The sequence below is a fragment of the Paenibacillus amylolyticus genome, from assembly GCF_003719335.1.
Lineage (GTDB): Bacteria > Bacillota > Bacilli > Paenibacillales > Paenibacillaceae > Paenibacillus > Paenibacillus amylolyticus_D.
This window is the reverse complement of the sequence record NZ_RIAS01000018.1, coordinates 61,668-83,949: the sequence shown is the minus strand read 5'-3', so window position 1 is coordinate 83,949 and position 22,282 is coordinate 61,668. Positions and strand designations below refer to the sequence as shown.

Genomic DNA, 22,282 nt, shown 5'->3' with positions numbered 1-22,282 from the left:
GGAGTGAAACTAACATGCTGAATCAAGATATGCTTATGGAGAAAATAAGCAAGGTATCGGGTGCGATGAAATCGATGAAAAACACAAGCATCAACGAACAGTTCCCTATTGGACTGATCGACATTCATCTGTGGGAATGGCCGCAAGGGGTCGGACTTTACGGTCTCCTTCAGCTCTATGAAGCAACCAACGATGCTGAAGTGCTTCGTTTTCTTGAATCCTGGTATGATGCCAGGCTGATGGAGGGACTACCCGAGAAAAATGTGAATACCTGTGCACCGTTGCTTACTTTGATGGCACTAAGCCAGCTGACCGGAAACAAAGCATACGAACGTGTCTGTGAAGAATGGAGTAGCTGGATTATGGAAGAACTGCTGCGGACCGGAGATGGTGCGTTCCAGCATATGATCACGGGAGATGCGAATGATGGTCAGATTCTGATCGATACTCTTTTTATGACGGTGCTGTTTTTGGCCAAAGCAGGAGTGCACTTTGAGAAACCAGCCTATGTGGAAGAAGCCAAACGACAGTTCCTTGTGCATATTAAATATCTGTACAATAAACAAAGCGGATTGTTCTATCACGGCTGGGATTTCAATGAAAACCATAATTATGGGGCTGTTCATTGGGGAAGAGGCAATGCATGGTATACGGCTGGAGTGATGGATTTTCTAAATATCATCCCCATTGAAGATGTGCTGAAGTCTTATCTGCTCGATACAGCGACTGCGCAAGTCAGAGCACTTAGCAAGCTGCAACATGAGGATGGCATGTGGCATACGGTACTGGATGATCCAGACTCCTATAAAGAAACGTCCGCAACGGCAGCGTTTGGATACGGAATTCTCAAGGGAATCCGTTATGGTTACCTCGATGAATCCTATCTTGATACGGGGATGAGGGCGCTTGAAGCTGTGTTGCAGCATATTGATGAAACCGGAGTTGTACAGCAAGTATCTTATGGAACACCTGTAGGGCATGATGCCCAGTTTTATAAAGAAATACCGATTAGTCCGATGGGCTATGGACAAGCGTTGACGTTATTTATCCTCATTGAGGGCTTAAGGTCTTCAGTTGTTGCTGAAGTGTCTTAAAAAAAGATAATACTATCTTCATGATTTGATTAAAAATCACCCTATAGCGAAGCCCTTTGAAAGGCTATTCTAGAGGGTGATTTTGATTCGTCAGTACTCAGATGTAATCCTATTTTGGTTGATTTCCGTTATACCCGTATTGATAAAATCCTCAACAGGAAGACCTTCACTTGCACGCAGCAACGTTTCAATAATTTTTGTCCCCCATACCTGCTCATTTTGCGAAATTACGGATGATACCTGCCCATTTAACAGTCCTTTTTCACTAATTGAATTGCCACCAAAAGCAATAAGATGCCGGTTCAACCCTTTGGCTTTCCAAACGAGAGTAGAAGCTGAAACGGATACAAAATCCAGCCCCACAACTGCATTAAAATGGGGGTGTGCATCAATCATGGATTCAATATCGTTGACTGCTCGGTCTTCATTGCCTTGATTGTATCTGACTTCCAAAATTTCGATGTCGGTGTCATTGCGAATATAATCAATGAATCCGTCCAGACGCTGCTGCAGACCAACGATCTCTTCCATACCACTTTCGACTAAAATCATGCCTTCATTATTTAGTAGCCTGGCTGTGGTCTGAGCAAACTGTCGTCCCGTTTGATAATTGTCCGCTCCGACATACGCAACCCGCTCGCTGGAAGGTGCATCGGATTCAAATGTAATCACCGGAATACCTGCTGCCGTAGCTTTATGAATGACCGGTGTGAGCGCGGCAACATCAATAGGAGCGATGGCAATCCCGTCAACATGTTGTTTGATCATGTTTTCGAGAATGCGTATTTGCTGTTCGGTACTTGCTTCGTCCGGCGCATTGACGGTAAGAGTCACATGATGTTTTTCAGCAGATTGTGCAGCATCCATCGTGATCATCTCATATGTCGGATAGGTCATCGGATAGATAATTCCAAAGGTTTTGTTTTTGGCCACGGATGGTTCCGCAGCTGTAGTAGCATACTGGCTTGCTTCCTGACGTTTGGGATGTAGAGCGCCTGTATCCGAATTTATCGTTGAACTCGAAGTGCTTTTCGAGCAAGCAGTTATAGTTAATACAAGCAAGATCAACAACAAGAGCCAGCCAGCCCTTTGGAGCTTACTCATACATGGGCTCTTTTCTCATGTCCACAGATGTTTCATCGGGTACCACGGCCCCCCGAGTGCGATATTCCTTGGGCGTACATCCGGTTGTCTTTTTGAATATATTTGAAAAATAGTGTGGATCGTTATAGCCGACCTTGAATGCAATCTCAAACGTCTTGTTGCTCGTTGTTTTGAGCAATTCTTTGGCTTTGCCGATTCTCACTTGGGTTAAGTATTCCGTTATGGTTTGACCAGTTTCTTGGCTGAAAATTTTACTGAGATGACTTGGGCTAATACGCACATGTGCTGAGATGCTCTTCAAGGAAACCTGCTCGTTATTGTATTGCCCAGACACATACGCTTTGACCTGATCAATGACATCACTGTATTTGCCAGAAGATGCTGCTCTTCGCTGCCATAATTGTTCGAGCAGATAGCGCAAGTATTGAGTGCAGGCTTCCCAGCTTGTAATTCCCCGAATCATCTGCTGTAAGCTCCGAATGTTCTCATCCGGGTCAGCGCCCATACGAAAGATTTGATTCGCGAGTCGGAAGGATTCTAGTGTAAGATCGTTCAACAAATAAACGCCATATGATGAAGCATTCCAGTCTATCGACTGTAATGGAGCTGCGAATTCCTGTACAAAGCTGTCACGCAGATGGGGATCACCAATCTTGAGAAACTCAAGAAACCGACTGCGATCTAACAAAATATTCATTTTCTCATCCAGGTGAATCTCCCGCAATGAGGCTTTGTTTTGCTGGGTCAAACGCGTAATATATTTGTCTTCATCTGCTTCAAGATAGGAAACATGAATGCCTTGCAGGCGCTCCTGATTGCGGCCAATGCCAATAACGACACTGCAGTTGAACTGCTGCTCCAGATCCAGACGAATCTGTCCTCGAAGCTGTTCCAGATAAGCCATAATACGGTTTTCGGAGCTGGATTTGAGCAACAGCACCCGTTCCGTTCGACTACGAATGTAAGAGAGGAGTTCCACATCGACGCTACAGAATTCCTCCAGAATCCGAAGTGTTTTATTTAATAATAACTCCGAGTTTTGAGAATCATCATGGGGTCTGATATCCATAATGACGATGGTGTAGAATTTCGCCGAAAGAGACAGGGAAAGCTTTTTGGCAGAATCGATGGCATCCGATGTACCGATGAGACCCCCGCACAGATCGGCGAGCAGTTTTTCTTTGGTCATCGAAAGACTACTCAGTCGTTGTTCTTCTTCATCCATCTTCTGACTGACTTCATGCAAAATCTGAAGAAGTTCTGTTGCGCTGACGGGTTTAAGACAATATTCAGTAACGCCAAGACGGATCGCCTCCTGGGCATAACTGAACTCATCATGTCCGCTCATAATAATGATCTTGATCTGGGGTTTTTGTGCACGGATGATAGAGGCCAGCTCTAAACCGTTCATAAACGGCATTTTAATGTCGGTAATGAGAATATCAGGTGCCCATTCTTCGATTAAGGGTAAAGCCAGCTCCCCATCCGGTGCATCTCCGCAGTAGTGAAAACCTTCCTTTTCCCATTGTACGCTGTTGCGTATGTTCTCCCGAATCCCGATTTCATCATCGACAATCATCACCTTTTTCAATGCTGTACCTCCTTGCTTTTGGGGATGCGAATCTGAAATGTACTTCCTTCCATATACGTGCTTTCCATCTCAACGCCATAGGAAGGGCCAAAATAGAGACGAATGCGGTCATGCACATTCAACAGACCAAACCCTCCGTCTTGCTCATTTTCTTGAGGAGAGCGGGAGCCTGCTGGTTGTTCTAATTTTTCTCTCAACTGTGTCAGTTGTTCAGTGTTCATGCCAATGCCGTTGTCCCGCACGGTGAGCACAATGCTAGTATCATCGGAGTAACCCTGAATCGAGATGAGTCCTTGACCCCGTTTGTTTTTAATGCCATGATAGATGGCGTTTTCGATTAGAGGCTGTAGTGTCATTTTCAGGATGGGATACTCTTGAAGCTGATGCTCAACCTTGATTTCGTATGTCAAAATATCGTGATACCTCATCTGCTGAATTACCAGATAATTGCGCGCATGTTCAAGCTCCGTCTGGATCGATACCCAATCAAAGCCTTTGTTCAGACCCAACCGAAAGAACTTGGAGAGTGCCTGAACCAGCTTGATCACACTTTCCTTTTTTTCGGCTTCGGCCATCCAGATGATGGACTCCAGCGTATTGTATAGAAAATGCGGGTTAATCTGCGCTTGCAACGTTCGCAATTCGGCTATTTTGACTTGTTCATTTTCTTTGATGCTTTGGTCAATCAGCGTTTTGATTTTCTCCAGCATGATGTTGAAACTTTGCCCTAAATCCGCGATTTCGTCCGAACCGGTAGGGGTGACTTTGACCTCCAAATATCCGCTGGCTGCTTTACGCATCTTGTTCATGAGAATTTGGATGGGATGAATGAGTCTGTTATTCAGGAAAAAATATAAAGAAATCGCAAAAAATGCGCTTAATAAAACACTGATGATAATTAACTGGCGAATGCCATTGGCCTCCGTAATAATTTCTTGAAAAGGCGCAGCTCCGATGATTTTCCATCCCGTCTGCCTGGATGTACTATATACAACAAACTGCGGTTTCGAGCCTGCGGACAAGTTAAAGCTATCTTGCTCTGCGTGTAGAGGCACGGAGTTGATCTGGTTGATGATGGCGAGAGATGCCTCGCCCGCAGGCGGTGTGAAAAGTGTTTTCCCATATTGATCATTAATATAAAAGAAGCCGGAATCTTTAATTTTCGTCGTTGTCAAAAAATCATCTATGAATGAATCATTCATATCAATCACAATAAAGCCGATCACTTCATGTGTAATGCGTTCTTTGACGGTCGTCATAATTGAAAGCGCATTCTGTTTTGGATATACAAAACCATCCAAACGGTTATATTCCGCATAAGGTGCAGCATGAGGAATTCGCAAAATAGCGTTTGGGTACTGTACCAGATACTGAAAATAGGGATTGCGAAGCGGGTTACGATCCAGCTTGAATACTCCTTTTCGCTCACTGATGCCTTTGCCATAGAAGTTAACAAACGAGATGTTAAGTACCTTATCGTATTTGTAGGTTTCACGGTAGAGATTGTAGGTCTGTAAAATAGCCTTTGCTTCGCCATACGACTCGGATTGCGCGTACAAATACTGTAGAACTTGTGGATTCTTGCCCAGTTCTAGTAGCCGCTCCGTATCTTCAAACATGATGTCGATGTTTCTGGCAAGCTGGTCCGCAGCCAGTTGGGTGGAGGCTTTGTTGTGATTCGATACAACGGTATATGACTTGTGGTACGAAATTAATCCAACGATAATCAGCGGTACAGAACTGAGGATGATGAACATGCTGAGTAATTTAAGTCTGAGGCTCGAAGCTATCCACCTAACAAGTTTCAACGTATTCCACTCCATTTGAAGGGATCAGGATCTAAAGGTAGCATTATTATAACATGAATTTAGACAATGAAAGCGTATCGCAAAATAGTACACCATTCACTAAAAAAATTACACGTTTATATAACATGTCCTCCACAATTACTAAATTATTACATAAAATTCGCATCACATTCCATATTAGTGCATGTTGCAAGCGTTCTATAATGTGATCACACCACACAAGGTGAACTGAAAAAGGGAGGATCACATGATGCGAAGCAAAAAAAAATGGGGACTGGCCATCACACTGGCGATGGTTATGCTTGTAAGCACAGCGTGTAACAGCAGCAATGGGGCATCCGGTACAAATCAAGCGAGTTCTGGAGGAGATAGCGGAAGTACACCTGCGACTTCCAAAACGATTACACTTGGTTTTTCTCAAGTGGGTGCGGAGAGCGGCTGGCGTTCAGCCAACACCAAATCCATTCAGGACTCTGCCAAAGAAGCCGGGTATGATCTGAAATTCTCGGACGCTCAGCAGAAACAGGAAAATCAGATTAAAGCCTTGCGCTCCTTTATTCAGCAGAAGGTGACTGTGATTGCCTTTTCCCCCGTGGTGGAATCCGGCTGGGATACAGTCTTAAAAGAAGCGAAGGATGCAGGCATCCCGGTCATTCTGACGGACCGTGCCGTGGATTCACCGGATAAATCTTTGTACAAGACATTTATCGGTTCCGATTTTGTGGAAGAAGGACGTAAAGCAGGCCAGTGGCTGAGCGATAAGTATAAAGATGCACAAGAGGAGATCAATATTGTTGAACTGCAAGGTACAACAGGTTCTGCTCCAGCGAATGATCGCCAGGAAGGTTTTATGGAGGTCATTGGTTCCAATGCCAAACTGAAAGTAATCGCGTCCCAATCGGGCGACTTTACACGTGCTAAAGGGAAAGAGGTAATGCAGGCTTTCCTCAAAGCGCATAAAAAAATCGATGTTCTTTATGCACACAATGACGACATGGCACTTGGTGCCATTCAGGCGATTGAAGCTGCGGGTTTAAAACCAGGTGTAGATATCACTATTATCTCCGTTGATGCGGTGAAAGATGGTATGCAGGCGGCTGCCGATGGCAAGATCAATTTTATCGTGGAATGTAACCCGCTGCTCGGACCTCAGTTGATGGAGGCGGTTCAGGCTGTGGTGGACGGCAAAGAGATTGAGCCGCGCATCGTCACGGAAGAAACGACCTTTACATCGGAGCAAGCCAAAGAAGCACTGCCATCACGGCAATATTAAAAGCAGCTGCGGTTAACACCGAAAAGTCATTTTTCGACCTCGCTGTCGCTAAATGACTTTTTTCTATCCCAATCGGAAAGCCGCTCGAATGCGAACGGCTTCTACAATAAAGGAGAGATGGATGTGGAGGATCATCATGCACCGATCCTGCAAATGACGGGGATCACCAAACGTTTTCCAGGCGTTAAAGCCCTCTCTGACGTTAGCTTTCGCCTGTTTCCAGGTGAGATTCATGCACTAATGGGTGAGAATGGCGCGGGAAAATCAACATTGATCAAAGTACTGACAGGGGTGTATTCGATTGACGAAGGCACGGTTACGATGGACAATCGAACGCTTGCCATATCAGGGCCGCTAGAGGCACAAAAAGCGGGGATTAGCACGGTATATCAGGAAGTGAATCTTTGTCCGAATCTGACGGTAGCAGAGAACATCTATATCGGGCGGGAGCCGATGAAGCATGGCCGAATCAACTGGAAACAGATGAACCAAGATGCGGAGAAGCTGTTACGTGAACGATTAAATTTGGTCATCGACGTGAAAGCGCCGCTTCAGTCCTATTCGGTGGCGGTACAGCAACTCATCGCCATTGCAAGAGCGCTTAGCATCTCGGCCAAAGTCCTTATTTTAGATGAACCCACTTCCAGTTTAGATAAAAATGAAGTGCAGCAGCTCTTCCAGATTATGCGCAAGCTGAAGAGTGAAGGACTGGCGATTCTGTTCGTCACGCATTTTCTCGACCAGGTGTACGAAATGTCGGATCGTCTGACCGTGCTCCGCAACGGTGAACTCGAAGGGGAATACATTGCTGCATCGCTTCCACGTATGGAACTTGTACTCAAGATGATTGGCAAAGAACTCGAAATACTGGAGGATCTTCCTAAGCAAACGGGCGAAGGAAAGTCAGAGACAGAAGCGGAAGCAGACGCAAGGGAAGTTATGATTACCGCAACGGGATTGGGACGAAAAGGAGCCATCGACCCATTTGATTTAACGATTCGTAAAGGAGAAGTTGTGGGTTTGGCTGGATTGCTCGGATCGGGGCGTACCGAGATTGCTCGTCTGATCTTTGGCGCAGACCGTGCGGACGAAGGCAAGCTGACGGTTGCGGATACAGGTAACTCGGTAAAGTCACCGCGGCATGCGATTGACCAACATATTGCCTTTTGCTCAGAGAATCGCAAAACCGAAGGGATCATCGATGATCTGACGATCAGAGAGAATATTGTTCTTGCCTATCAGGCGACACGGGGCTGGTCGAAGCCTATTTCGCGAAAAAAACAGGATGAGCTTGCGGAGAGATATATCAATCTGTTACAGATTCATCCTAAAAATCCGGAGCAACTAATCAAAAACCTGAGTGGTGGCAATCAGCAGAAAGTATTGCTTGCGCGCTGGTTATTGATGAATCCCGATCTGCTAATCCTTGATGAGCCTACACGCGGCATCGATATTGGGGCGAAAGCAGAAATTCAGAAGCTGGTGCTCTCGTTGTCGAAGCAAGGCATGGGTGTTCTGTTTATTTCTTCGGAGCTGGAAGAAGTGATTCGGGTTAGCGACCGGGTAGCCGTGCTGCGAGACCGTAAAAAAGTAAAAGAGCTCAGTGGTGAAGAGATCAATCAGCAGCAAATTATGAAAGCGATGGCAGGAGGTTGACGTCATGATGAGCAGGATGCGAAAACATCATTTGTTTTGGCCGTTATGTATGCTCGGTTTACTTTTATTATTTAACTTGCTTTATTCGCCCGATTTTTTCTCGCTTGTGATACGTGAAGGCAATCTATATGGCAGTTTGATCGATATTCTCAATTTCGGCGCTCCGCTGATTCTGGTCTCCATTGGTATGACTCTGGTCATTGCAACCGGCGGTATTGACCTGTCAGTAGGTTCGATCGTAGCGATCTCGGGGGCAATGGCTTGTATGACGATCAGCAAAGGAACGGATCAAAGCTCACTCTGGCTTGTTTTGAGTGCACTTGCGTTATCGATCGGTCTTTCCCTGGTTCTTGGTATGTGGAACGGAGCACTGGTATCCGTAGCTCGAATCCAACCTATTATTGCAACGCTCATTCTTATGGTGGCTGGCCGAGGTGTTGCCCAATTAATCACTGACGGACAGATTATAACGGTGTCCAATGCACAATATCAGTACATTGGCGCGGGTTCACTCGCAGCGTTGCCTTTTTCAATTTTCATCGTATTGACGGTACTGCTCGTTGCTGTAATTCTCACCAGAAAAACAGCACTGGGGCTGTTTATTGAGTCGGTTGGCAATAATGCACGGGCCAGCCAACTTGCTGGCATTCGTTCCAAAACCGTCATCCTTGCCGTTTATGTGTTCTGTGGTCTCTGTGCGGGGATTGCAGGACTGATTCTTAGCTCCAATGTATCCAGTGCGGATGGCAATAACGCCGGCTTATGGTATGAGCTGGACGCTATTCTGGCTGTCGTGATCGGCGGGACTTCACTGAATGGCGGACGTTTCTATCTGATGGGTACGGTGGTCGGTGCGCTGATTATCCAGACCTTAACGACAACCATCTACATGATTGGTGTGCCGCCAGAGGTCACACTCGTTGTCAAAGCCTTTGTTGTGCTCGCCGTATGTCTAATCCAATCAGATGCTTTCCGCAAGTCCTTGGCAGAGCGCCTGAAAAAGCGGAAGTTTCCAGCTGAACAAGGGGTGAATCGCCATGTATCTTAATCGAAAGCTGCTCCCGGTTCTGGTCACCTTTGGCTTACTGGCTGTTATGATTGCCATTGGCTCGTTCCGTTACACGGGTTTCTTCTCCACACAAGTTCTGTTTAATCTGTTGATTGATAATGCTTTTCTGATTGTGACGGCGATTGGCATGACCTTTGTCATCGTATCCGGTGGCATTGATCTGTCGGTCGGTTCGGTCATTGCGCTGACCACGATTATTAGTGCGAGTTTGGTTGAAAAGCAAGGCTGGTCGCCCACAGTAGTCATTCCCATGGTGCTCATTATGGGAGCGGTGTTTGGCACATTGATGGGAGCCATCATTCATTATTTTAAAATTCAGCCCTTCATTGTGACACTCGCCGGTATGTTTCTGGCAAGGGGGCTCTGTTATGTCATCAGTACCGACACCATTACGATTACCAACTCGTTCTATACGGACGTTGCACAAGCCAAGATTCCTCTGCCTGGAGGCAGCTTCGTTTCCATTAATGTAATTATAGCTCTGATCATCTTATTGCTTGCCATCTTCCTTGCCCACTACACCCGTTTTGGACGTAATGTGTACGCCATTGGCGGAAGTGAGCAATCGGCCATGCTGATGGGTCTACCTGTAGCCCGCACAAAAATTTTGGTGTATACCTTTAGCGGGTTTTGCTCTGCACTGGCAGGAGTTGTATTTACATTCTACATGTTATCCGGCTATGGATTACACGCGATGGGTCTCGAGCTGGATACGATTGCAGCGGTTGTGATCGGGGGAACATTGCTGACGGGCGGCGTTGGTTACGTAGCCGGCACGTTCCTTGGTGTATTGATCCAAGGGGTTATCCAAACTATAATTAGTTTCGAAGGCACGCTCAGCTCCTGGTGGACAAAGATTGTAATCGGTCTGATGCTGTTTGTCTTTATTTTATTCCAACGACTTCTCAGTGAACGGCGAGTATCCGCCAAATCATTGCATTAACCTGTTTCAACATGAGGTAATTAAGCTTCTCAGCCTCATCATTATCGATTAATCCGTAAAATCAGGTTGCAGTGAGTGGATTGGAGGTTGTAAAAGATGTTAAAGGGGGAGGGGTCTGGTGAAAAAAGTTGTGAGCTGGTTGGGTCTGCTGCTTCTGTTGTGTCTCTCTGGCTGCACCCTGGTTGAGTCCGAGTCCAAACCTCTTCCTGTCCCATCAAACGTTGACTCACTGCCCTCGTTAGAGGATTGGATGCAATCACAGGAATATAACCTGCCTTCCAAAGAACCAATCATATTGGGCTTTTCGCAGCTGGGTACGGAGAGTGCTTGGCGTATCGCCAATTCCACCTCCATTCAGGATGCCGCCAAGGAATCCGGGATTACCCTTATTATAAAAAATGCAGAGCAGTCTCAGACGAAACAATTTGAGGCTGTTCGTTCGTTTATCAAGCAAAAAGTAGATGTGATCGCGATTGCACCGGTGGTGGAATCGGGCTGGGATGATATTCTGCAGGAAGCGAAGCAAGCCGGAATTCCGGTCATCATCGTAGACCGCTCCGTTGACGCTCAAGATACCTCTCTGTTTGTAACGACGATCGGCTCGGACTTCTATGAAGAAGGAGTGAAAGCCGGAAAGTATATTCAGGATCGGCTACGGAATATGCCAGGAACGATTCGAGTTGCTGAACTGCAAGGAACAAGTGGATCAACCCCGTCTATTCAGCGTGGGGAGGGCTTCCGAAGCATTTTAGGGGATAAAGACCACATCTTGTTCTCGCAAAGTGCCCCTGCTGATTTCACAGAAGACAAGGGCAGGCAAGTGATGGAAGGTTTTCTTCAGGTCGGGGAAGAGGAGCGGCCACAAGTCCTTTTTGCGCATAATGATGAGATGGCTTTTGGGGCGATTCGGGCGATTCAGGATGCTGGCTTGAAACCTGGTGAAGACATCATCATTGTGTCGGTAGACGGCTCACGTAAAGCGCTGCAGATTTTGGCGGACGGACAGATTAATGCCGTGGTGGAATGCAACCCGTTACTCGGACCTCAGCTGATGCAGGCTACCAAAGAAATTATGGCAGGGCGTACACTTCCGAAACGTATGGTGCCCCGAGAGGATATTTTCACACAAGAAAGTGCGAAGCGTGAGATGCTTAATCGAAAATTTTAAACGGCCAGATTTTGTAAGAAATCCTGTTGGATAATCCCGACGGGCGCACGGATGATTTTCAGGATATCGAACTTTGGTTACATTTATAACGGGCTAAAGGAGATCGACCCGGACCTGCATCATTTTTGTTTAACGGCTGAGTTAGAGACGATATATAAGCGCCTTGCTCAACGTGGAGATGAATTCGGCGGCTGGCAATATCAACAAGCTCCGAAGTGTGTTGAAGCGTTCAAGGAAGCTGCATTCGAAACCCGAATAGCGACAGATCATCTGGCAACGGACGAAGTGATTGATATCATTTTGCACAATTTGAAGGGTTGAAGTCAGGAGGAGGTACGATGAAGAGAGGAATACAGTTCACCATTCCCAATGCCTATGGACGATTTCTGGGAGAAATCCTGAAGTCGATCAAGATCGCGGATTATGACTGGTTTGTTGGCGGGGAAGAGTCTTATTTAGTGGTTGAGAATAGCTTGGGAGGCAGTCTTTTTCCAGATCGGGTTATGGGCATGGCAGGTGAAGAGTTGCAGAAAATGATTGATGATAACAAGTATTATTTGATCTTTGCCAATCTGAAGGCCTATCCGAGAGGTACAGCAATTATAGATATAGAGACTTACGAAGACTATGCAGAGAGTGAGTGTCAGCTCGTATTGCTTGTCATAGATAGCAGTTACGTTGCGGTATACATTAAAGATACTGAAATACGGGAAGAAATGTTCGAGCATATCAAGAGACTGGGATACGAAGCGCTGGATTATATTACGGATGATAATGAAGTAAGAACAAAACTGTCCGTCTGGTGATAACTGCTGGAAGTTCGGGAACAGATCATCCTGAAGTCGGATAGACTATGACATATGTTAGGAGTAGAATGGGATGTGCTGAATTGCAAATGAAGTTAGAGGAAGTCCTTTAGAAATATGAATGCGTTTACAAGAAAGGGGCGTAAATTATTGTCGGATTATTATTGGGATAACCAAATAGAGTATCTGAGAAAAACACGCTGGCTTTATTATAACGATGATTATCTCGAATTCTTGGTTGAGCGGGTTTGGAAGATTAAGCAAGCCGTACATATGATCGATTATGGATGTGGTTTTGGTTACATGGGACTGAAGCTACTCCCGCTACTGCCTGTTGGTTCACGGTACACGGGAGTAGATCAAGGATCAGAACTGATTAAACATGCGAAAGAACTCTACGCACATACGTCTTATCAGGCCGAATTTATAGAAGGTGACATTGAAACGGTGCAGGTCGAACGAGCCTATGACATCGCGATAAGTCATGCTTTTTTGGTACATATGACAGAACCACGTGTGATATTGGAAAAGATGATCGGCAGTGTGGTGGATGGAGGTCGAGTGATTTGTTTCGAGCCACACTGGATTGCCAACATGGCGAGTTATGCATTGGATGGCATGGAGCAGTCCAGCATTGTGCACCTGGGCGTACTTCAGAAATTGTATGAGCAGGGTGCTAGAGAGAGTGGAAAAGATGGAAATATAGGTATGAAGATTCCGACACTGTTAAGTCAGCTTGGTGTTAGAGGCGTGGAATGCCGAGTAAGCGATCGGGTAAACTTTCTAGATCAACAGATGGATGAGCCAGATAAACATACGTTGTATAACGCGCTAAAAGAAGAAGGGTTAGGAGCCGTTCCGGGTAACCGAAACGAAGCCACTGTCCACCTCATTGGACGCGGATTAACTTCCGAGGAAGCCATCCATCAGTATGAGGCAGAGGAGAGTTTTGCTAGAGAGTTCAATGGAAACTCGTATATGACGTATGCTCCGAATATGAAAATCACTAGCGGGATTGTAGAACGATGAATCTAATGTGTACCGAAGAAAGGCAGTAATTCTTACGGTTGAAGGCAAGCTGACTGCTGTATGCCGTGATCAGGAGAAATCTTATGTGGCAGCGGTATTTGAAGGAGCGACTGGATATTTTTTTTGATTATGACTGGGGTGTATGGGATACGGATTTATTTACTCGATGGGGAAGGAAGGGGATGTGCAACAACAGCCAATAAGTCAGGAATGGATCGCTCGGATTCCTTTATTTATGGAGTACCGAAATATAAGTTCAATCTTCTGGTGGTTGAAAGATTGGAACGGAGATGAAGCGAGCTTATCTGAACATCAAAAAGGGGCTATTGCATCAGCAGTTAATCTGGTCCAAAATGATCTAACGTTTGAAGGTTGTCGTTTTAAACTATAGAAGACCAAATGGAGATGTTAAAGCGAGGAGTAGTGTGAATTATGGAGACAGAAAGGCTTATATTTCGTGAATACACTAAAAATGATTTTGAACATTTATATACGATGACCAGTGATCCAAACGTGATGAAATACATTCGCCATGGAAACCCATGGACGAAAGAAGAAACGATGCAGACGTTAGAGAAATTTATCCATTGGAATAAGGCAGGCAAAGGACTTTTGCTTGCCTTTAACAGAGAAGATCGGCAACTTGTTGGAACGTCTGGATTGATCCCGCAAGTGATTGATGGCACGGATGAGCTTGAAGTCGGTTATTGGGTGCGAGAGCCCTATTGGAGACAAGGCTACGGGTATGAGCAAGCCAACGCATGGAAGGAGTACGGTTTGCAACAAGGAGAGAAACGTTTGATCTCCTTGATCCAATACGGAAACGCAGGCTCGATGCGAGTTGCGGAAAAGAATGGCATGACCCATGAGAAGGATGTCGACATCCTAGGTAAACAAGTTGCCGTATTTTCTATCGAAGTGTAGTAATTAACCGTTGAATGAGGAGATCACATGAGAACACACATCATCCAGATTCATCCCGTTACACGAGATAATTGGGAACAGGCACTACAAATTTCACTACATGAAAACCAAAAACATCTGGTTCCAAGTATTACGGAAGGACTTGCTTATGCCTATATTAAACCATGGGATGAAGCATTTGATCCTTACGTTTTGCAAATCGAAGGCAACATCATTGGATTCTTTTATATAAGTTATACGCCTGAAAGTATAGATAATTACTGGATTGGCGGCTTTCAGATCGACAAGGCGTTTCAAGGGCAAGGTATGGGAAAACGAGCTTTAAGAGCCATCATCGATTTTATCACCGATAAACATCCGTTATGTCACGTCATTTCTCTGACCGTTGAACGAGACAACCATATTGCCCAGCGCTTATATACAAGCATGTCATTTGTAAGCGAGAATCTGACCAATTCCGATGATGAGGTTATTTACAGATTGGAAATAAGATGAATCACCAAGTCAACATACATCGTTTAAAGGGAGGCATTCTTATGAGAACAATCGATTATAGCCAGTATTACTGGCAAGATGACAAGGTGAGGCTGAGAGCCTTTGAAGAAGAGGACTGGGAGAGTTGTTACACAGAGGGCTTTGACTCTCCTGCACGTATTCTGCTTGAATGTGCTGTTGAGCTTCCGCCAACGATTGCTGGAGCCAAACGATTTATAGAACAGAACGTAGCATTCTCATCAACCAACGGTCGTATTATGTTTACCATCGAAAATCTTGAGGGGCATAACATCGGTGGCATTAATCTGAATAGCATTGATGAACGAAACGGAACGTTCAGTATCGGCATAGTCATCGATCAAACTTATCGTGGTCAGGGATATGGCACAAGCGCGATGAATATTTTGCTTCGTTATGCGTTTTTGGAGCGCAGGCTTCATAAGTTCAACGATTATGTGCTGGAGGGTAATGAAGGATCGGCTCGAATGATGCAGAAATTGGGTTGTGTGCAAGAGGGAATTCGTCGTCAGGTTGTTTATATTAATGGGAAACATATGGACTTTATTATGTTCGGATTAACAAAGGACGAGTACCTCGCTAATCGAGATGCAAAGCGGGGGCTTTAATATGAGTACCATTACTTTGCAGAACATTACACTCGATAATCGGCGTGCCGTATTTAATCTGGAGGTCGCGGAGGAACAGCGTCGGTTCGTTGCCTCCAATCTGTCGAGCGTGGCTTCCTGTTATGTGCTTTCCCAGAACGGAGGTTATCCCTTTCCTTTTGCAATCTATGCGGATGACAAACCTGTTGGTTTTGTAATGATCACCTATGGAATTACAGGGTACGACCTGCCATCAATCGCAGAAGGTAGCTACTGTATTCTGAGGCTGATGATTGACGAGCAGTTCCAGAATCGCGGATACGGGCGCCAAGCTATGGAAAAGATTTTAGACTGGATTCGGACCTGCCCTGCAGGCCCTGCTCAATATAGTTGGATATCGTATAGTGCAGAAAATGTACATGCTAAAAGGTTGTATGAGAGCTTTGGTTTCCGTGATAACGGTGAGATCTGCCATGATGAGTATATTACCGTTTTGGAGCTCTGATTATAGAGGAAGGGTCACCTAAGCAGGAGCAACACCTGAATATTAAGGCTTAGAGGATGTAAAAAGGAGACAAAAAGAATGATTACATACCAAATCTTGAACCTGGATCATGCAAAACAGTTACATGAAATTGATCGTTCTGAGTATATCGACCTGATCTATGAGGTCAGTGCACAGGGTTTAGTTGAGCACAAACAAGATCACGAGTGTGCCAGTTGGGGTCAGGGGCAACTGGAAGAGATGCAGGATCGTTACGTTTATGAATTGCAGCATGGTGGAATGGCTTATGGGGCTTTTGATGGTACGAAATTAGTAGGATTCGGTGTGCTTGCCCATCAATTTAGAGGAAAAGAGCATAATCAGTTGCAGCTCGATCTCATGTATGTATCCAGAGCGTACAGACGACAGGGAATTGGGACACGAATTCTATCTTTTTTAAGTGAAGAGGCAAGAATTCGTGGAGCGCAATCCTTGTACATCTCGTCAACCGAAACGAGATCAGCGGTATCTTTTTACCAAAGCCAGGGCAGTGAAGTGACAGGTGAGTTAGACGTAGAATTGTACACCAAAGAGCCCAAAGATATTCATATGGTAAAGGAGCTTAACGGATGACGACGGTTGGTTTGTTAGGAACAATTCAATTCATATCGTCGGTGCGGTCACAATTACATATTTCAGGATGAGTTACAGAAAGAGGATGTTCATTGGATTTATCCTTTGAAGTAAAAGGAGAACGTATGAGAAAAAAGATAGCAAAAGTTTGTAAATATACCTTCTTTACCATCTTAGGAATAATAGTGGTTTTTCTCATTGTTCCTACATGGACACCGAGTATCGAAGGGGAGAATAGTATAAGCCATCTAGAGCAGATTGACATTAACGGTGAAGGGCACGAAGTGATGATCAGGGGAACAGATCGAGCCAATCCGGTATTGTTATTTGTTCATGGTGGACCTGGGTACTCAGAGATTCCTTATGTAAGAAAATATCAGCGTGAGCTTGAGCGGCATTTTACAATTGTTCATTATGATCAACGCGGTAGCGGAAAGTCGTTCCATTTTACAGAGGATTACTCGAAGCTGACAACCGATGTACTTGCAGATGATTTAATAGCACTGACAAAGTATGTTACTGAGGAACTGCATCAAGAGCAGGTGATCTTGGTCGGGCATTCTTTTGGAACGTATATCGGCATCAAGGCGGTTGCAAAAGCTCCAGAACGGTTTAAAGCTTATATTGGAATTGGACAGGTGGCCGACACCATTCAGAGTGAAATGGAAACGCTGGATTATACGATAAAGCAGGCAAACGCGTCAGGAAACAAAGCTGATGTGAAACAATTAGAGTTATTGCGTGATTCCGTACAGCAAGGGAAAGGACTGACTCCTCGAACGTTTGTGCAAAAGTATGGAGGTTCAGCCAGACTCATTAACGAGAACGCTGATTATGTTAAAGGATTTCTGATAAATCCGGAGTACAATGGGGTGGATGTCATTCGGTTTTATACTGGAATTCTCCAATTGCAAGATCGTCTTGTGCTAGAAGCATTGGATCACCCATTGCCTGAGATTGTAGACGAGATCCGAATTCCGACTTATTTCTTCATGGGACAATATGATTATATGACAACTCTTAATGCAGCCAGGGACTACTTGGAAATGTTGAAAGCGCCCGAGAAAGAACTGGTTATATTTCATGAATCCGCGCATTATCCTCAGTTTGAAGAGAAGGACAAATTCATGGCTTGGCTGGTCGAACATTTCAAATTGGATTAAAAAGTGTAATAACCTGTCAAAATGGACAAGAAAATGAACTTTATTTACCATAATTGTGTTATTATGTTGGTGCGAACCGTTTTTTCGCATAATCTATTCATAGAGAAGGGAGGAATAGTTTTTCTTATTTCTTCAATCTAATCAATCAATTTCTTTAACCATCCAGATGAATCACTAGAATAACTGCACTGCTTGTTCCAAATTAAAATAAGCGGAGGTATTGTTATGACGAAAACGTTTAAAAAATTTGGCATAGCCAGTTTGGCACTGCTTTTTATGGCCACAGCGGCGTTTGCGGGATGGGGCTCCAAGGCGGCTGCTGCTGACATGAGATCATTAACCGCTGCGCAGATTACTGCAGAGATGGGTGCAGGCTGGAATCTGGGTAATCAGTTGGAAGCTACCGTGAACGGTACACCGAATGAAACGTCATGGGGCAATCCAACGATCACACCTGAGCTGATCAAAAAGGTAAAAGCGGCAGGTTTCAAAACGATTCGTATTCCGGTTTCTTATCTGAACTATATTGGAAGCGCTCCCAATTATACAGTGAACGCATCTTGGCTTAATCGTATACAGCAAGTGGTTGACTATGCGTATAACGAAGGTTTATATGTAGTCATCAATATGCATGGAGACGGGTTCCACTCGATTCCGGGCTCGTGGTTACATGTGAACAGTGGAAATCAGAACGTCATTCGTGAGAAGTATCAAAAGGTATGGCAACAAGTTGCCACCAAGTTCAGCAATTATAATGAACGTCTTATTTTTGAATCCATGAATGAGGTGTTTGACGGAAATTACAACAATCCGAATACGTCTTATTATGGTAACTTAAACGCGTACAATCAGATTTTTGTGGATACTGTTCGTAAAACGGGTGGCAACAACAATGCAAGATGGTTGCTCGTTCCTGGTTGGAACACAAACATTGACTACACTGTGGGCAATTATGGTTTTGTCGTTCCAAGTGATAATTTCAGATCTTCCGCAATTCCAAGCTCTCAGAAGCGAATCATGATCTCGGCACACTATTACTCGCCATGGGATTTTGCTGGTGAAGAAAATGGAAACATTACGCAATGGGGAGCTACCGCGACGAATCCTTCCAAAAGATCGACATGGGGGCAGGAGGATTACTTGGAATCTCAGTTCAAGTCCATGTACGATAAATTTGTGACTCAAGGTTATCCAGTCGTTATGGGTGAGTTCGGTTCCATTGACAAATCTTCTTATGATTCCAGCAACAGTACCTATCGAGCGGTTTATGCCAAAGCCGTGACCGCCAAGGCAAAAAAATATAAAATGGTTCCAGTTTATTGGGACAACGGATTCAACGGCCAGCATGGATTCGCGCTGTTCAACCGATTTAACAATACTGTAACACAACAAAATATCATTAATGCTATCATGCAAGGCATGCAATAACTGATATTGTCAGAAGGAAGAATCCAGCGGCGTGTTTCTTATTACCAGGAACATGCCGTTTTAGTGTGTTTTCTCAAGCAAACGTAGTGCCAGTTCACTCGTAATTTCCCATGAATTTTTACACAAGCCGCAAGCAGAATTCATTAAATGCCACACAATCATGGTTATACTTAATTTTGCTTTGATCTAGCGAACTTGAAGGATTGGGTGGTAGACAGAATGTTGAAGAAGCGTGAGCTGCATGAATGTCAATCTCTGCACAGCTTGATGATGGATCCCGCAGTTTCCCCTTATGTTCGTTATGCATGTCAGTCGCAAGAGGAATTTATGTTTTTAACGAGGCAGTTAATCGCAGAAGAAGAACAGGGAACCGCCATAACACGCACGATTTTGAATGAGGTTGGAACTGCAATCGGAACCATTGATCTGTATCACATTGTCAACCAGACTGGATTTCTGGCAACGTGGATCGGTGCCCCTTATTTCGGACAAGGATACAGTCAAAGAGCCAAGTCCGCTTTTTTGACAGAACTGTTTCTTGAACAAGATATACAGACGGTTTTTATGAAAATACGCAAGCAAAATGTTCGCTCACGTAAAGCGGTAGAGAAACTGCCATACGTTACATTTTCCAACGACCTGTATCCAGAGGTTACGCAGGCCATTAATTCGGAGCAGTCCATATATGATTTGTACCATGTCGAACGTGCTACTTTTCTCGAAAGTCATATGGAATTGCACCATATTTTAGCTACGTAAGATGACTCGGGAGTGTAAAAGAGTATTCCAGGCGCCGTCAGAGATGACGGCGCTATTTGATATACAGGGAAACACGACCTTATGAAACTAGGTATAGCTTCATTCGTAGAAGCATAGGTGAAAACTGCTGGATTAAGAGCTATTGTATACCTCGTTAATAGCTTTATAGAAAATTCCTTTATGGAAGAACATGGATTATAATTGAAGTAAAGTCTATTGAAGGAGGTCGTTGTTTTGACAACGGAGGTATGGATTCCAATGGATGAGATCCAGGATCAGGAGCCGATCTGGGCAGGTACCAAAATTCGAATATATCAAGAGCAGCCTCTGGAATACTTGCTCTCATACATATATGGAAATTCGAATGAGCTTCAACTAACCTGCCTAACCCAAGGCGAGGCAGGTAATATCGGAGGCGTCATTGCTAAAGACCTGCCCAACCACTATGCACTGGCTCAAACGCTAAAGACCTTTTTGTCTGGAGTGTACAGTGAGATTTTTTTTGAATAAGAAGGGGGTTATATTTTGAATCAGATGAACAAGATTCTGGGTGTCGTATTAATGGTTGCGAGTGTGTTTATATCCACACTTGAACGAATGTCCATCCGATTATCAGCAGCATTGGTTGAGTCGGGAAGCGGAACGGAGCAAGGTTTGCGAGAAGTTACGCAGACGGTAGATGTACCCACGGGACTACTCGTATATTTCATGTTTTTTGTTGGATTCGTATTGCTGGTTGCCGGTTTCCCGGGGACCTACAAAAATAAAAACAAGAATAGACATCAATACGAGCGGCCAGAGAATTATCAATAGAGGAGGATTCAAGTTGTCTGAACTACCGGAGGAGAAGTTAACGGGTGGTAACGTGAATGAAGTTGTGCGCGTTGGAGATACAGTTCGCCGTAGTGCCCACCCGAATCGTTATGTACATAAACTGCTGTTGCATCTGGAAAAGGAAGGCTTCCATCAGGCGCCGAGATATCTTGGCATGGACGAGAAGGGTAGAGAAATGCTCTCTTACGTTGACGGAGACGTCCCGGGTAATGATTATCCGGAGATCGAAAGTTACATGTGGTCCGACGAGTCACTGATTGCCGTTGCCCGTTTATTAAGAGCCTACCACGATGCAACCGTAAATTTCACCACGGTAGAACAGTCTGATAACATTTATCCAGATATAGGTAGAGATGAACGCTCACATGAATCAGTAGATACAAATTCAAAGAATTCCGAAGTGGTCTGCCATAACGACTTTGCTTTATACAACATCGTTTTCAGACATGGTTTGCCGCAGGGTATTATTGATTTTGATCTGGCCTGTCCGGGGCCGCGTATGTGGGATATCGCCTACACTTTATACACGTGTGTACCCCTAGCCAATTTTTCACCCAAGCTTGAAGGCCAAGGAAAATCAGTTACCTTATATGATAGCGAAAAGCACGCAAAGGTTCGGAAAAAACGTATCGCAATGTTTATGAAAGCTTACGGGTTAAATGTGCCACCTAATCTTAAACATGGGGTGGTGTCCCGTATTCGCTTTATGTGCAAAACATTAGAGGATCGTGCAGCAGCAGGAGACGCAGCCTTTATGAAGATGGTTGAGGAAGGTCATCTGGCTCACTATGAGAGAGAAGTGATTTTCCTGGAGCAACATTGGCAAGAGTGGTCCTAGTTTTTGTTACATCGTTTTTGGGCAAGTGCAATGTTAATACGGCTTGTATTTTTTTATACATTGGGAGAGACCAAGATGGAAACGAAGATTGTTACATTGAATGCATTTTACGTTGCAGGTTATCGCATTGAAGCTACGGTGGAAGAGTTTGAAGCAGGATTGCGACAGAGCCAGTATGATAAGTTAATAGAGAAAAAAGACGAGATTAAGCATCGGAAAAATGACCAGGTTTTCTTGATGCAACTTTATCCGTCCCATGAGGACTTTAATGCCAAAGTGCATCCATTCACACATGTATTGTGTTATGAAGTAAACGAGCCGGAGGGCGCGCCGCCTGGAATGATTATTCATCATGTGCCAGCTCGTTCATACGTTACATGTACGCACAGAGGACTAGAATCCGATATAGGTGATACATATGACTACATCTATGGACCGTGGTTAGAAGATGCTGGATACACACCTGAGTGTTATGATTTTGAAATTTGGGATGAACGTTACCAGCCGGATAGTGTCAATAACGAGATCGATGTTTATGTGGCTTTGCATTCTTAATTATCGAGTTTTCATCGTGTTAG

The 22,282-nt window shown here is 44.6% G+C and carries 25 protein-coding genes; 22 read left to right on the top strand and 3 right to left on the bottom strand.

What is annotated here, in order from left to right; all coding sequences use genetic code 11:
• Nucleotides 1-14 precede the first annotated feature (14 nt).
• Nucleotides 15-1,094: a glycoside hydrolase family 88/105 protein gene (locus tag EC604_RS24955; protein WP_123066734.1), complete on the top strand. Its 1,080-nt coding sequence runs from the start codon at nucleotides 15-17 to the stop codon at nucleotides 1,092-1,094.
• Nucleotides 1,095-1,184: 90 nt separating this feature from the next.
• Here the strand turns inward: EC604_RS24955 and EC604_RS24950 are convergent, their stop codons facing one another.
• Genes EC604_RS24950 through EC604_RS24940 form a run of 3 tightly spaced genes read right to left on the bottom strand, consistent with a single transcriptional unit; the run spans nucleotide 1,185 to nucleotide 5,597 of the window.
• The gene (locus tag EC604_RS24950) at nucleotides 1,185-2,198 is read right to left on the bottom strand and encodes a sugar ABC transporter substrate-binding protein (protein WP_123066733.1); all 1,014 of its coding nucleotides are present in this window, start codon (nucleotides 2,196-2,198) and stop codon (nucleotides 1,185-1,187) included.
• Nucleotides 2,191-3,780 (bottom strand): response regulator transcription factor, encoded by a 1,590-nt coding sequence (locus EC604_RS24945; protein ID WP_240037207.1) that lies wholly within the window; start codon nucleotides 3,778-3,780, stop codon nucleotides 2,191-2,193. The genes EC604_RS24950 and EC604_RS24945 overlap by 8 nt, the downstream gene beginning before the upstream one ends.
• 5 nt (nucleotides 3,781-3,785) lie before the next feature.
• The gene (locus EC604_RS24940) at nucleotides 3,786-5,597 is read right to left on the bottom strand and encodes a sensor histidine kinase (protein ID WP_123066731.1); all 1,812 of its coding nucleotides are present in this window, start codon (nucleotides 5,595-5,597) and stop codon (nucleotides 3,786-3,788) included.
• A 250-nt stretch (nucleotides 5,598-5,847) separates the two neighbouring features.
• Between EC604_RS24940 and EC604_RS24935 the strand changes: the two genes are divergently transcribed.
• The 21 genes from EC604_RS24935 to EC604_RS24840 all read left to right on the top strand — a co-directional run bounded on the left by EC604_RS24935 (nucleotide 5,848) and on the right by EC604_RS24840 (nucleotide 22,259).
• A complete protein-coding gene (locus tag EC604_RS24935; RefSeq protein ID WP_123066730.1) occupies nucleotides 5,848-6,870 on the top strand; it encodes an ABC transporter substrate-binding protein in 1,023 nt (340 codons plus the stop codon).
• 123 nt (nucleotides 6,871-6,993) lie between these two features.
• A complete protein-coding gene (locus EC604_RS24930; RefSeq protein WP_345789282.1) occupies nucleotides 6,994-8,526 on the top strand; it encodes a sugar ABC transporter ATP-binding protein in 1,533 nt (510 codons plus the stop codon).
• A 4-nt stretch (nucleotides 8,527-8,530) separates the two neighbouring features.
• Nucleotides 8,531-9,574 (top strand): ABC transporter permease, encoded by a 1,044-nt coding sequence (locus tag EC604_RS24925; RefSeq protein ID WP_123066728.1) that lies wholly within the window; start codon nucleotides 8,531-8,533, stop codon nucleotides 9,572-9,574.
• Nucleotides 9,564-10,538: a galactofuranose ABC transporter, permease protein YjfF gene (gene yjfF, locus EC604_RS24920; protein ID WP_123066727.1), complete on the top strand. Its 975-nt coding sequence runs from the start codon at nucleotides 9,564-9,566 to the stop codon at nucleotides 10,536-10,538. The genes EC604_RS24925 and yjfF overlap by 11 nt, the downstream gene beginning before the upstream one ends.
• Before the next feature lie 118 nt (nucleotides 10,539-10,656).
• Nucleotides 10,657-11,706 (top strand): ABC transporter substrate-binding protein, encoded by a 1,050-nt coding sequence (locus EC604_RS24915; RefSeq protein WP_123066726.1) that lies wholly within the window; start codon nucleotides 10,657-10,659, stop codon nucleotides 11,704-11,706.
• A gap of 51 nt (nucleotides 11,707-11,757) precedes the next feature.
• Nucleotides 11,758-12,027, top strand: a complete 270-nt coding sequence (locus tag EC604_RS24910) for a hypothetical protein (protein WP_192895156.1) — start codon at nucleotides 11,758-11,760, stop codon at nucleotides 12,025-12,027.
• Between the two features lie 17 nt (nucleotides 12,028-12,044).
• The gene (locus tag EC604_RS24905; protein ID WP_123066725.1) at nucleotides 12,045-12,512 is read left to right on the top strand and encodes a DUF2691 family protein; all 468 of its coding nucleotides are present in this window, start codon (nucleotides 12,045-12,047) and stop codon (nucleotides 12,510-12,512) included.
• 150 nt (nucleotides 12,513-12,662) lie between these two features.
• On the top strand, nucleotides 12,663-13,541 hold the full coding sequence (locus tag EC604_RS24900; protein WP_123066805.1) for a class I SAM-dependent methyltransferase: 879 nt from the start codon (nucleotides 12,663-12,665) through the stop codon (nucleotides 13,539-13,541).
• Between the two features lie 142 nt (nucleotides 13,542-13,683).
• The gene (locus EC604_RS24895; protein WP_123066724.1) at nucleotides 13,684-13,932 is read left to right on the top strand and encodes a hypothetical protein; all 249 of its coding nucleotides are present in this window, start codon (nucleotides 13,684-13,686) and stop codon (nucleotides 13,930-13,932) included.
• 41 nt (nucleotides 13,933-13,973) lie between these two features.
• The gene (locus EC604_RS24890; RefSeq protein ID WP_123066723.1) at nucleotides 13,974-14,465 is read left to right on the top strand and encodes a GNAT family N-acetyltransferase; all 492 of its coding nucleotides are present in this window, start codon (nucleotides 13,974-13,976) and stop codon (nucleotides 14,463-14,465) included.
• A gap of 27 nt (nucleotides 14,466-14,492) precedes the next feature.
• On the top strand, nucleotides 14,493-14,960 hold the full coding sequence (locus tag EC604_RS24885) for a GNAT family N-acetyltransferase (protein ID WP_123066722.1): 468 nt from the start codon (nucleotides 14,493-14,495) through the stop codon (nucleotides 14,958-14,960).
• 41 nt (nucleotides 14,961-15,001) lie between these two features.
• Nucleotides 15,002-15,586 carry a GNAT family N-acetyltransferase gene (locus tag EC604_RS24880; protein ID WP_123066721.1) on the top strand — a complete coding sequence of 195 codons (585 nt, stop codon included), beginning with the start codon at nucleotides 15,002-15,004 and terminating at the stop codon, nucleotides 15,584-15,586.
• A 1-nt stretch (nucleotide 15,587) separates the two neighbouring features.
• A complete protein-coding gene (locus EC604_RS24875) occupies nucleotides 15,588-16,070 on the top strand; it encodes a GNAT family N-acetyltransferase (RefSeq protein WP_123066720.1) in 483 nt (160 codons plus the stop codon).
• A 78-nt stretch (nucleotides 16,071-16,148) separates the two neighbouring features.
• On the top strand, nucleotides 16,149-16,682 hold the full coding sequence (locus tag EC604_RS24870) for a GNAT family N-acetyltransferase (RefSeq protein ID WP_123066719.1): 534 nt from the start codon (nucleotides 16,149-16,151) through the stop codon (nucleotides 16,680-16,682).
• A gap of 125 nt (nucleotides 16,683-16,807) precedes the next feature.
• On the top strand, nucleotides 16,808-17,845 hold the full coding sequence (locus EC604_RS24865; protein ID WP_123066804.1) for an alpha/beta fold hydrolase: 1,038 nt from the start codon (nucleotides 16,808-16,810) through the stop codon (nucleotides 17,843-17,845).
• A 225-nt stretch (nucleotides 17,846-18,070) separates the two neighbouring features.
• Nucleotides 18,071-19,273: a glycoside hydrolase family 5 protein gene (locus tag EC604_RS24860; protein WP_123066718.1), complete on the top strand. Its 1,203-nt coding sequence runs from the start codon at nucleotides 18,071-18,073 to the stop codon at nucleotides 19,271-19,273.
• A gap of 219 nt (nucleotides 19,274-19,492) precedes the next feature.
• On the top strand, nucleotides 19,493-20,032 hold the full coding sequence (locus tag EC604_RS24855) for a GNAT family N-acetyltransferase (RefSeq protein ID WP_123066717.1): 540 nt from the start codon (nucleotides 19,493-19,495) through the stop codon (nucleotides 20,030-20,032).
• Between the two features lie 234 nt (nucleotides 20,033-20,266).
• Nucleotides 20,267-20,542, top strand: a complete 276-nt coding sequence (locus tag EC604_RS24850; protein ID WP_429351027.1) for a hypothetical protein — start codon at nucleotides 20,267-20,269, stop codon at nucleotides 20,540-20,542.
• A gap of 15 nt (nucleotides 20,543-20,557) precedes the next feature.
• Nucleotides 20,558-20,845, top strand: coding sequence for a hypothetical protein (locus EC604_RS30640; protein ID WP_240037192.1), 288 nt, complete (start codon nucleotides 20,558-20,560; stop codon nucleotides 20,843-20,845).
• 13 nt (nucleotides 20,846-20,858) lie between these two features.
• Nucleotides 20,859-21,704, top strand: coding sequence for an aminoglycoside phosphotransferase family protein (locus EC604_RS24845; RefSeq protein WP_240037190.1), 846 nt, complete (start codon nucleotides 20,859-20,861; stop codon nucleotides 21,702-21,704).
• A gap of 75 nt (nucleotides 21,705-21,779) precedes the next feature.
• Entirely contained in the window at nucleotides 21,780-22,259 is a 480-nt protein-coding gene (locus EC604_RS24840; RefSeq protein ID WP_123066715.1) for a GyrI-like domain-containing protein, read from the top strand.
• Nucleotides 22,260-22,282 lie beyond the last annotated feature (23 nt).

Bases quoted from the DNA above. Each gene is read 5' to 3' on its own strand.
- EC604_RS24955 (WP_123066734.1), top strand. From the start codon at position 15: ATGCTGAATCAAGATATGCTTATGGAGAAAATAAGCAAGGTATCGGGT.
- EC604_RS24950 (WP_123066733.1), bottom strand. From the start codon at position 2,198: ATGAGTAAGCTCCAAAGGGCTGGCTGGCTCTTGTTGTTGATCTTGCTT.
- EC604_RS24935 (WP_123066730.1), top strand. From the start codon at position 5,848: ATGCGAAGCAAAAAAAAATGGGGACTGGCCATCACACTGGCGATGGTT.
- EC604_RS24925 (WP_123066728.1), top strand. From the start codon at position 8,531: ATGATGAGCAGGATGCGAAAACATCATTTGTTTTGGCCGTTATGTATG.
- yjfF (WP_123066727.1), top strand. From the start codon at position 9,564: ATGTATCTTAATCGAAAGCTGCTCCCGGTTCTGGTCACCTTTGGCTTA.
- EC604_RS24910 (WP_192895156.1), top strand. From the start codon at position 11,758: ATGATTTTCAGGATATCGAACTTTGGTTACATTTATAACGGGCTAAAG.
- EC604_RS24905 (WP_123066725.1), top strand. From the start codon at position 12,045: ATGAAGAGAGGAATACAGTTCACCATTCCCAATGCCTATGGACGATTT.
- EC604_RS24895 (WP_123066724.1), top strand. From the start codon at position 13,684: ATGGGATACGGATTTATTTACTCGATGGGGAAGGAAGGGGATGTGCAA.
- EC604_RS24890 (WP_123066723.1), top strand. From the start codon at position 13,974: ATGGAGACAGAAAGGCTTATATTTCGTGAATACACTAAAAATGATTTT.
- EC604_RS24885 (WP_123066722.1), top strand. From the start codon at position 14,493: ATGAGAACACACATCATCCAGATTCATCCCGTTACACGAGATAATTGG.
- EC604_RS24880 (WP_123066721.1), top strand. From the start codon at position 15,002: ATGAGAACAATCGATTATAGCCAGTATTACTGGCAAGATGACAAGGTG.
- EC604_RS24875 (WP_123066720.1), top strand. From the start codon at position 15,588: ATGAGTACCATTACTTTGCAGAACATTACACTCGATAATCGGCGTGCC.
- EC604_RS24870 (WP_123066719.1), top strand. From the start codon at position 16,149: ATGATTACATACCAAATCTTGAACCTGGATCATGCAAAACAGTTACAT.
- EC604_RS24865 (WP_123066804.1), top strand. From the start codon at position 16,808: ATGAGAAAAAAGATAGCAAAAGTTTGTAAATATACCTTCTTTACCATC.
- EC604_RS24860 (WP_123066718.1), top strand. From the start codon at position 18,071: ATGACGAAAACGTTTAAAAAATTTGGCATAGCCAGTTTGGCACTGCTT.
- EC604_RS24855 (WP_123066717.1), top strand. From the start codon at position 19,493: ATGTTGAAGAAGCGTGAGCTGCATGAATGTCAATCTCTGCACAGCTTG.
- EC604_RS24840 (WP_123066715.1), top strand. From the start codon at position 21,780: ATGGAAACGAAGATTGTTACATTGAATGCATTTTACGTTGCAGGTTAT.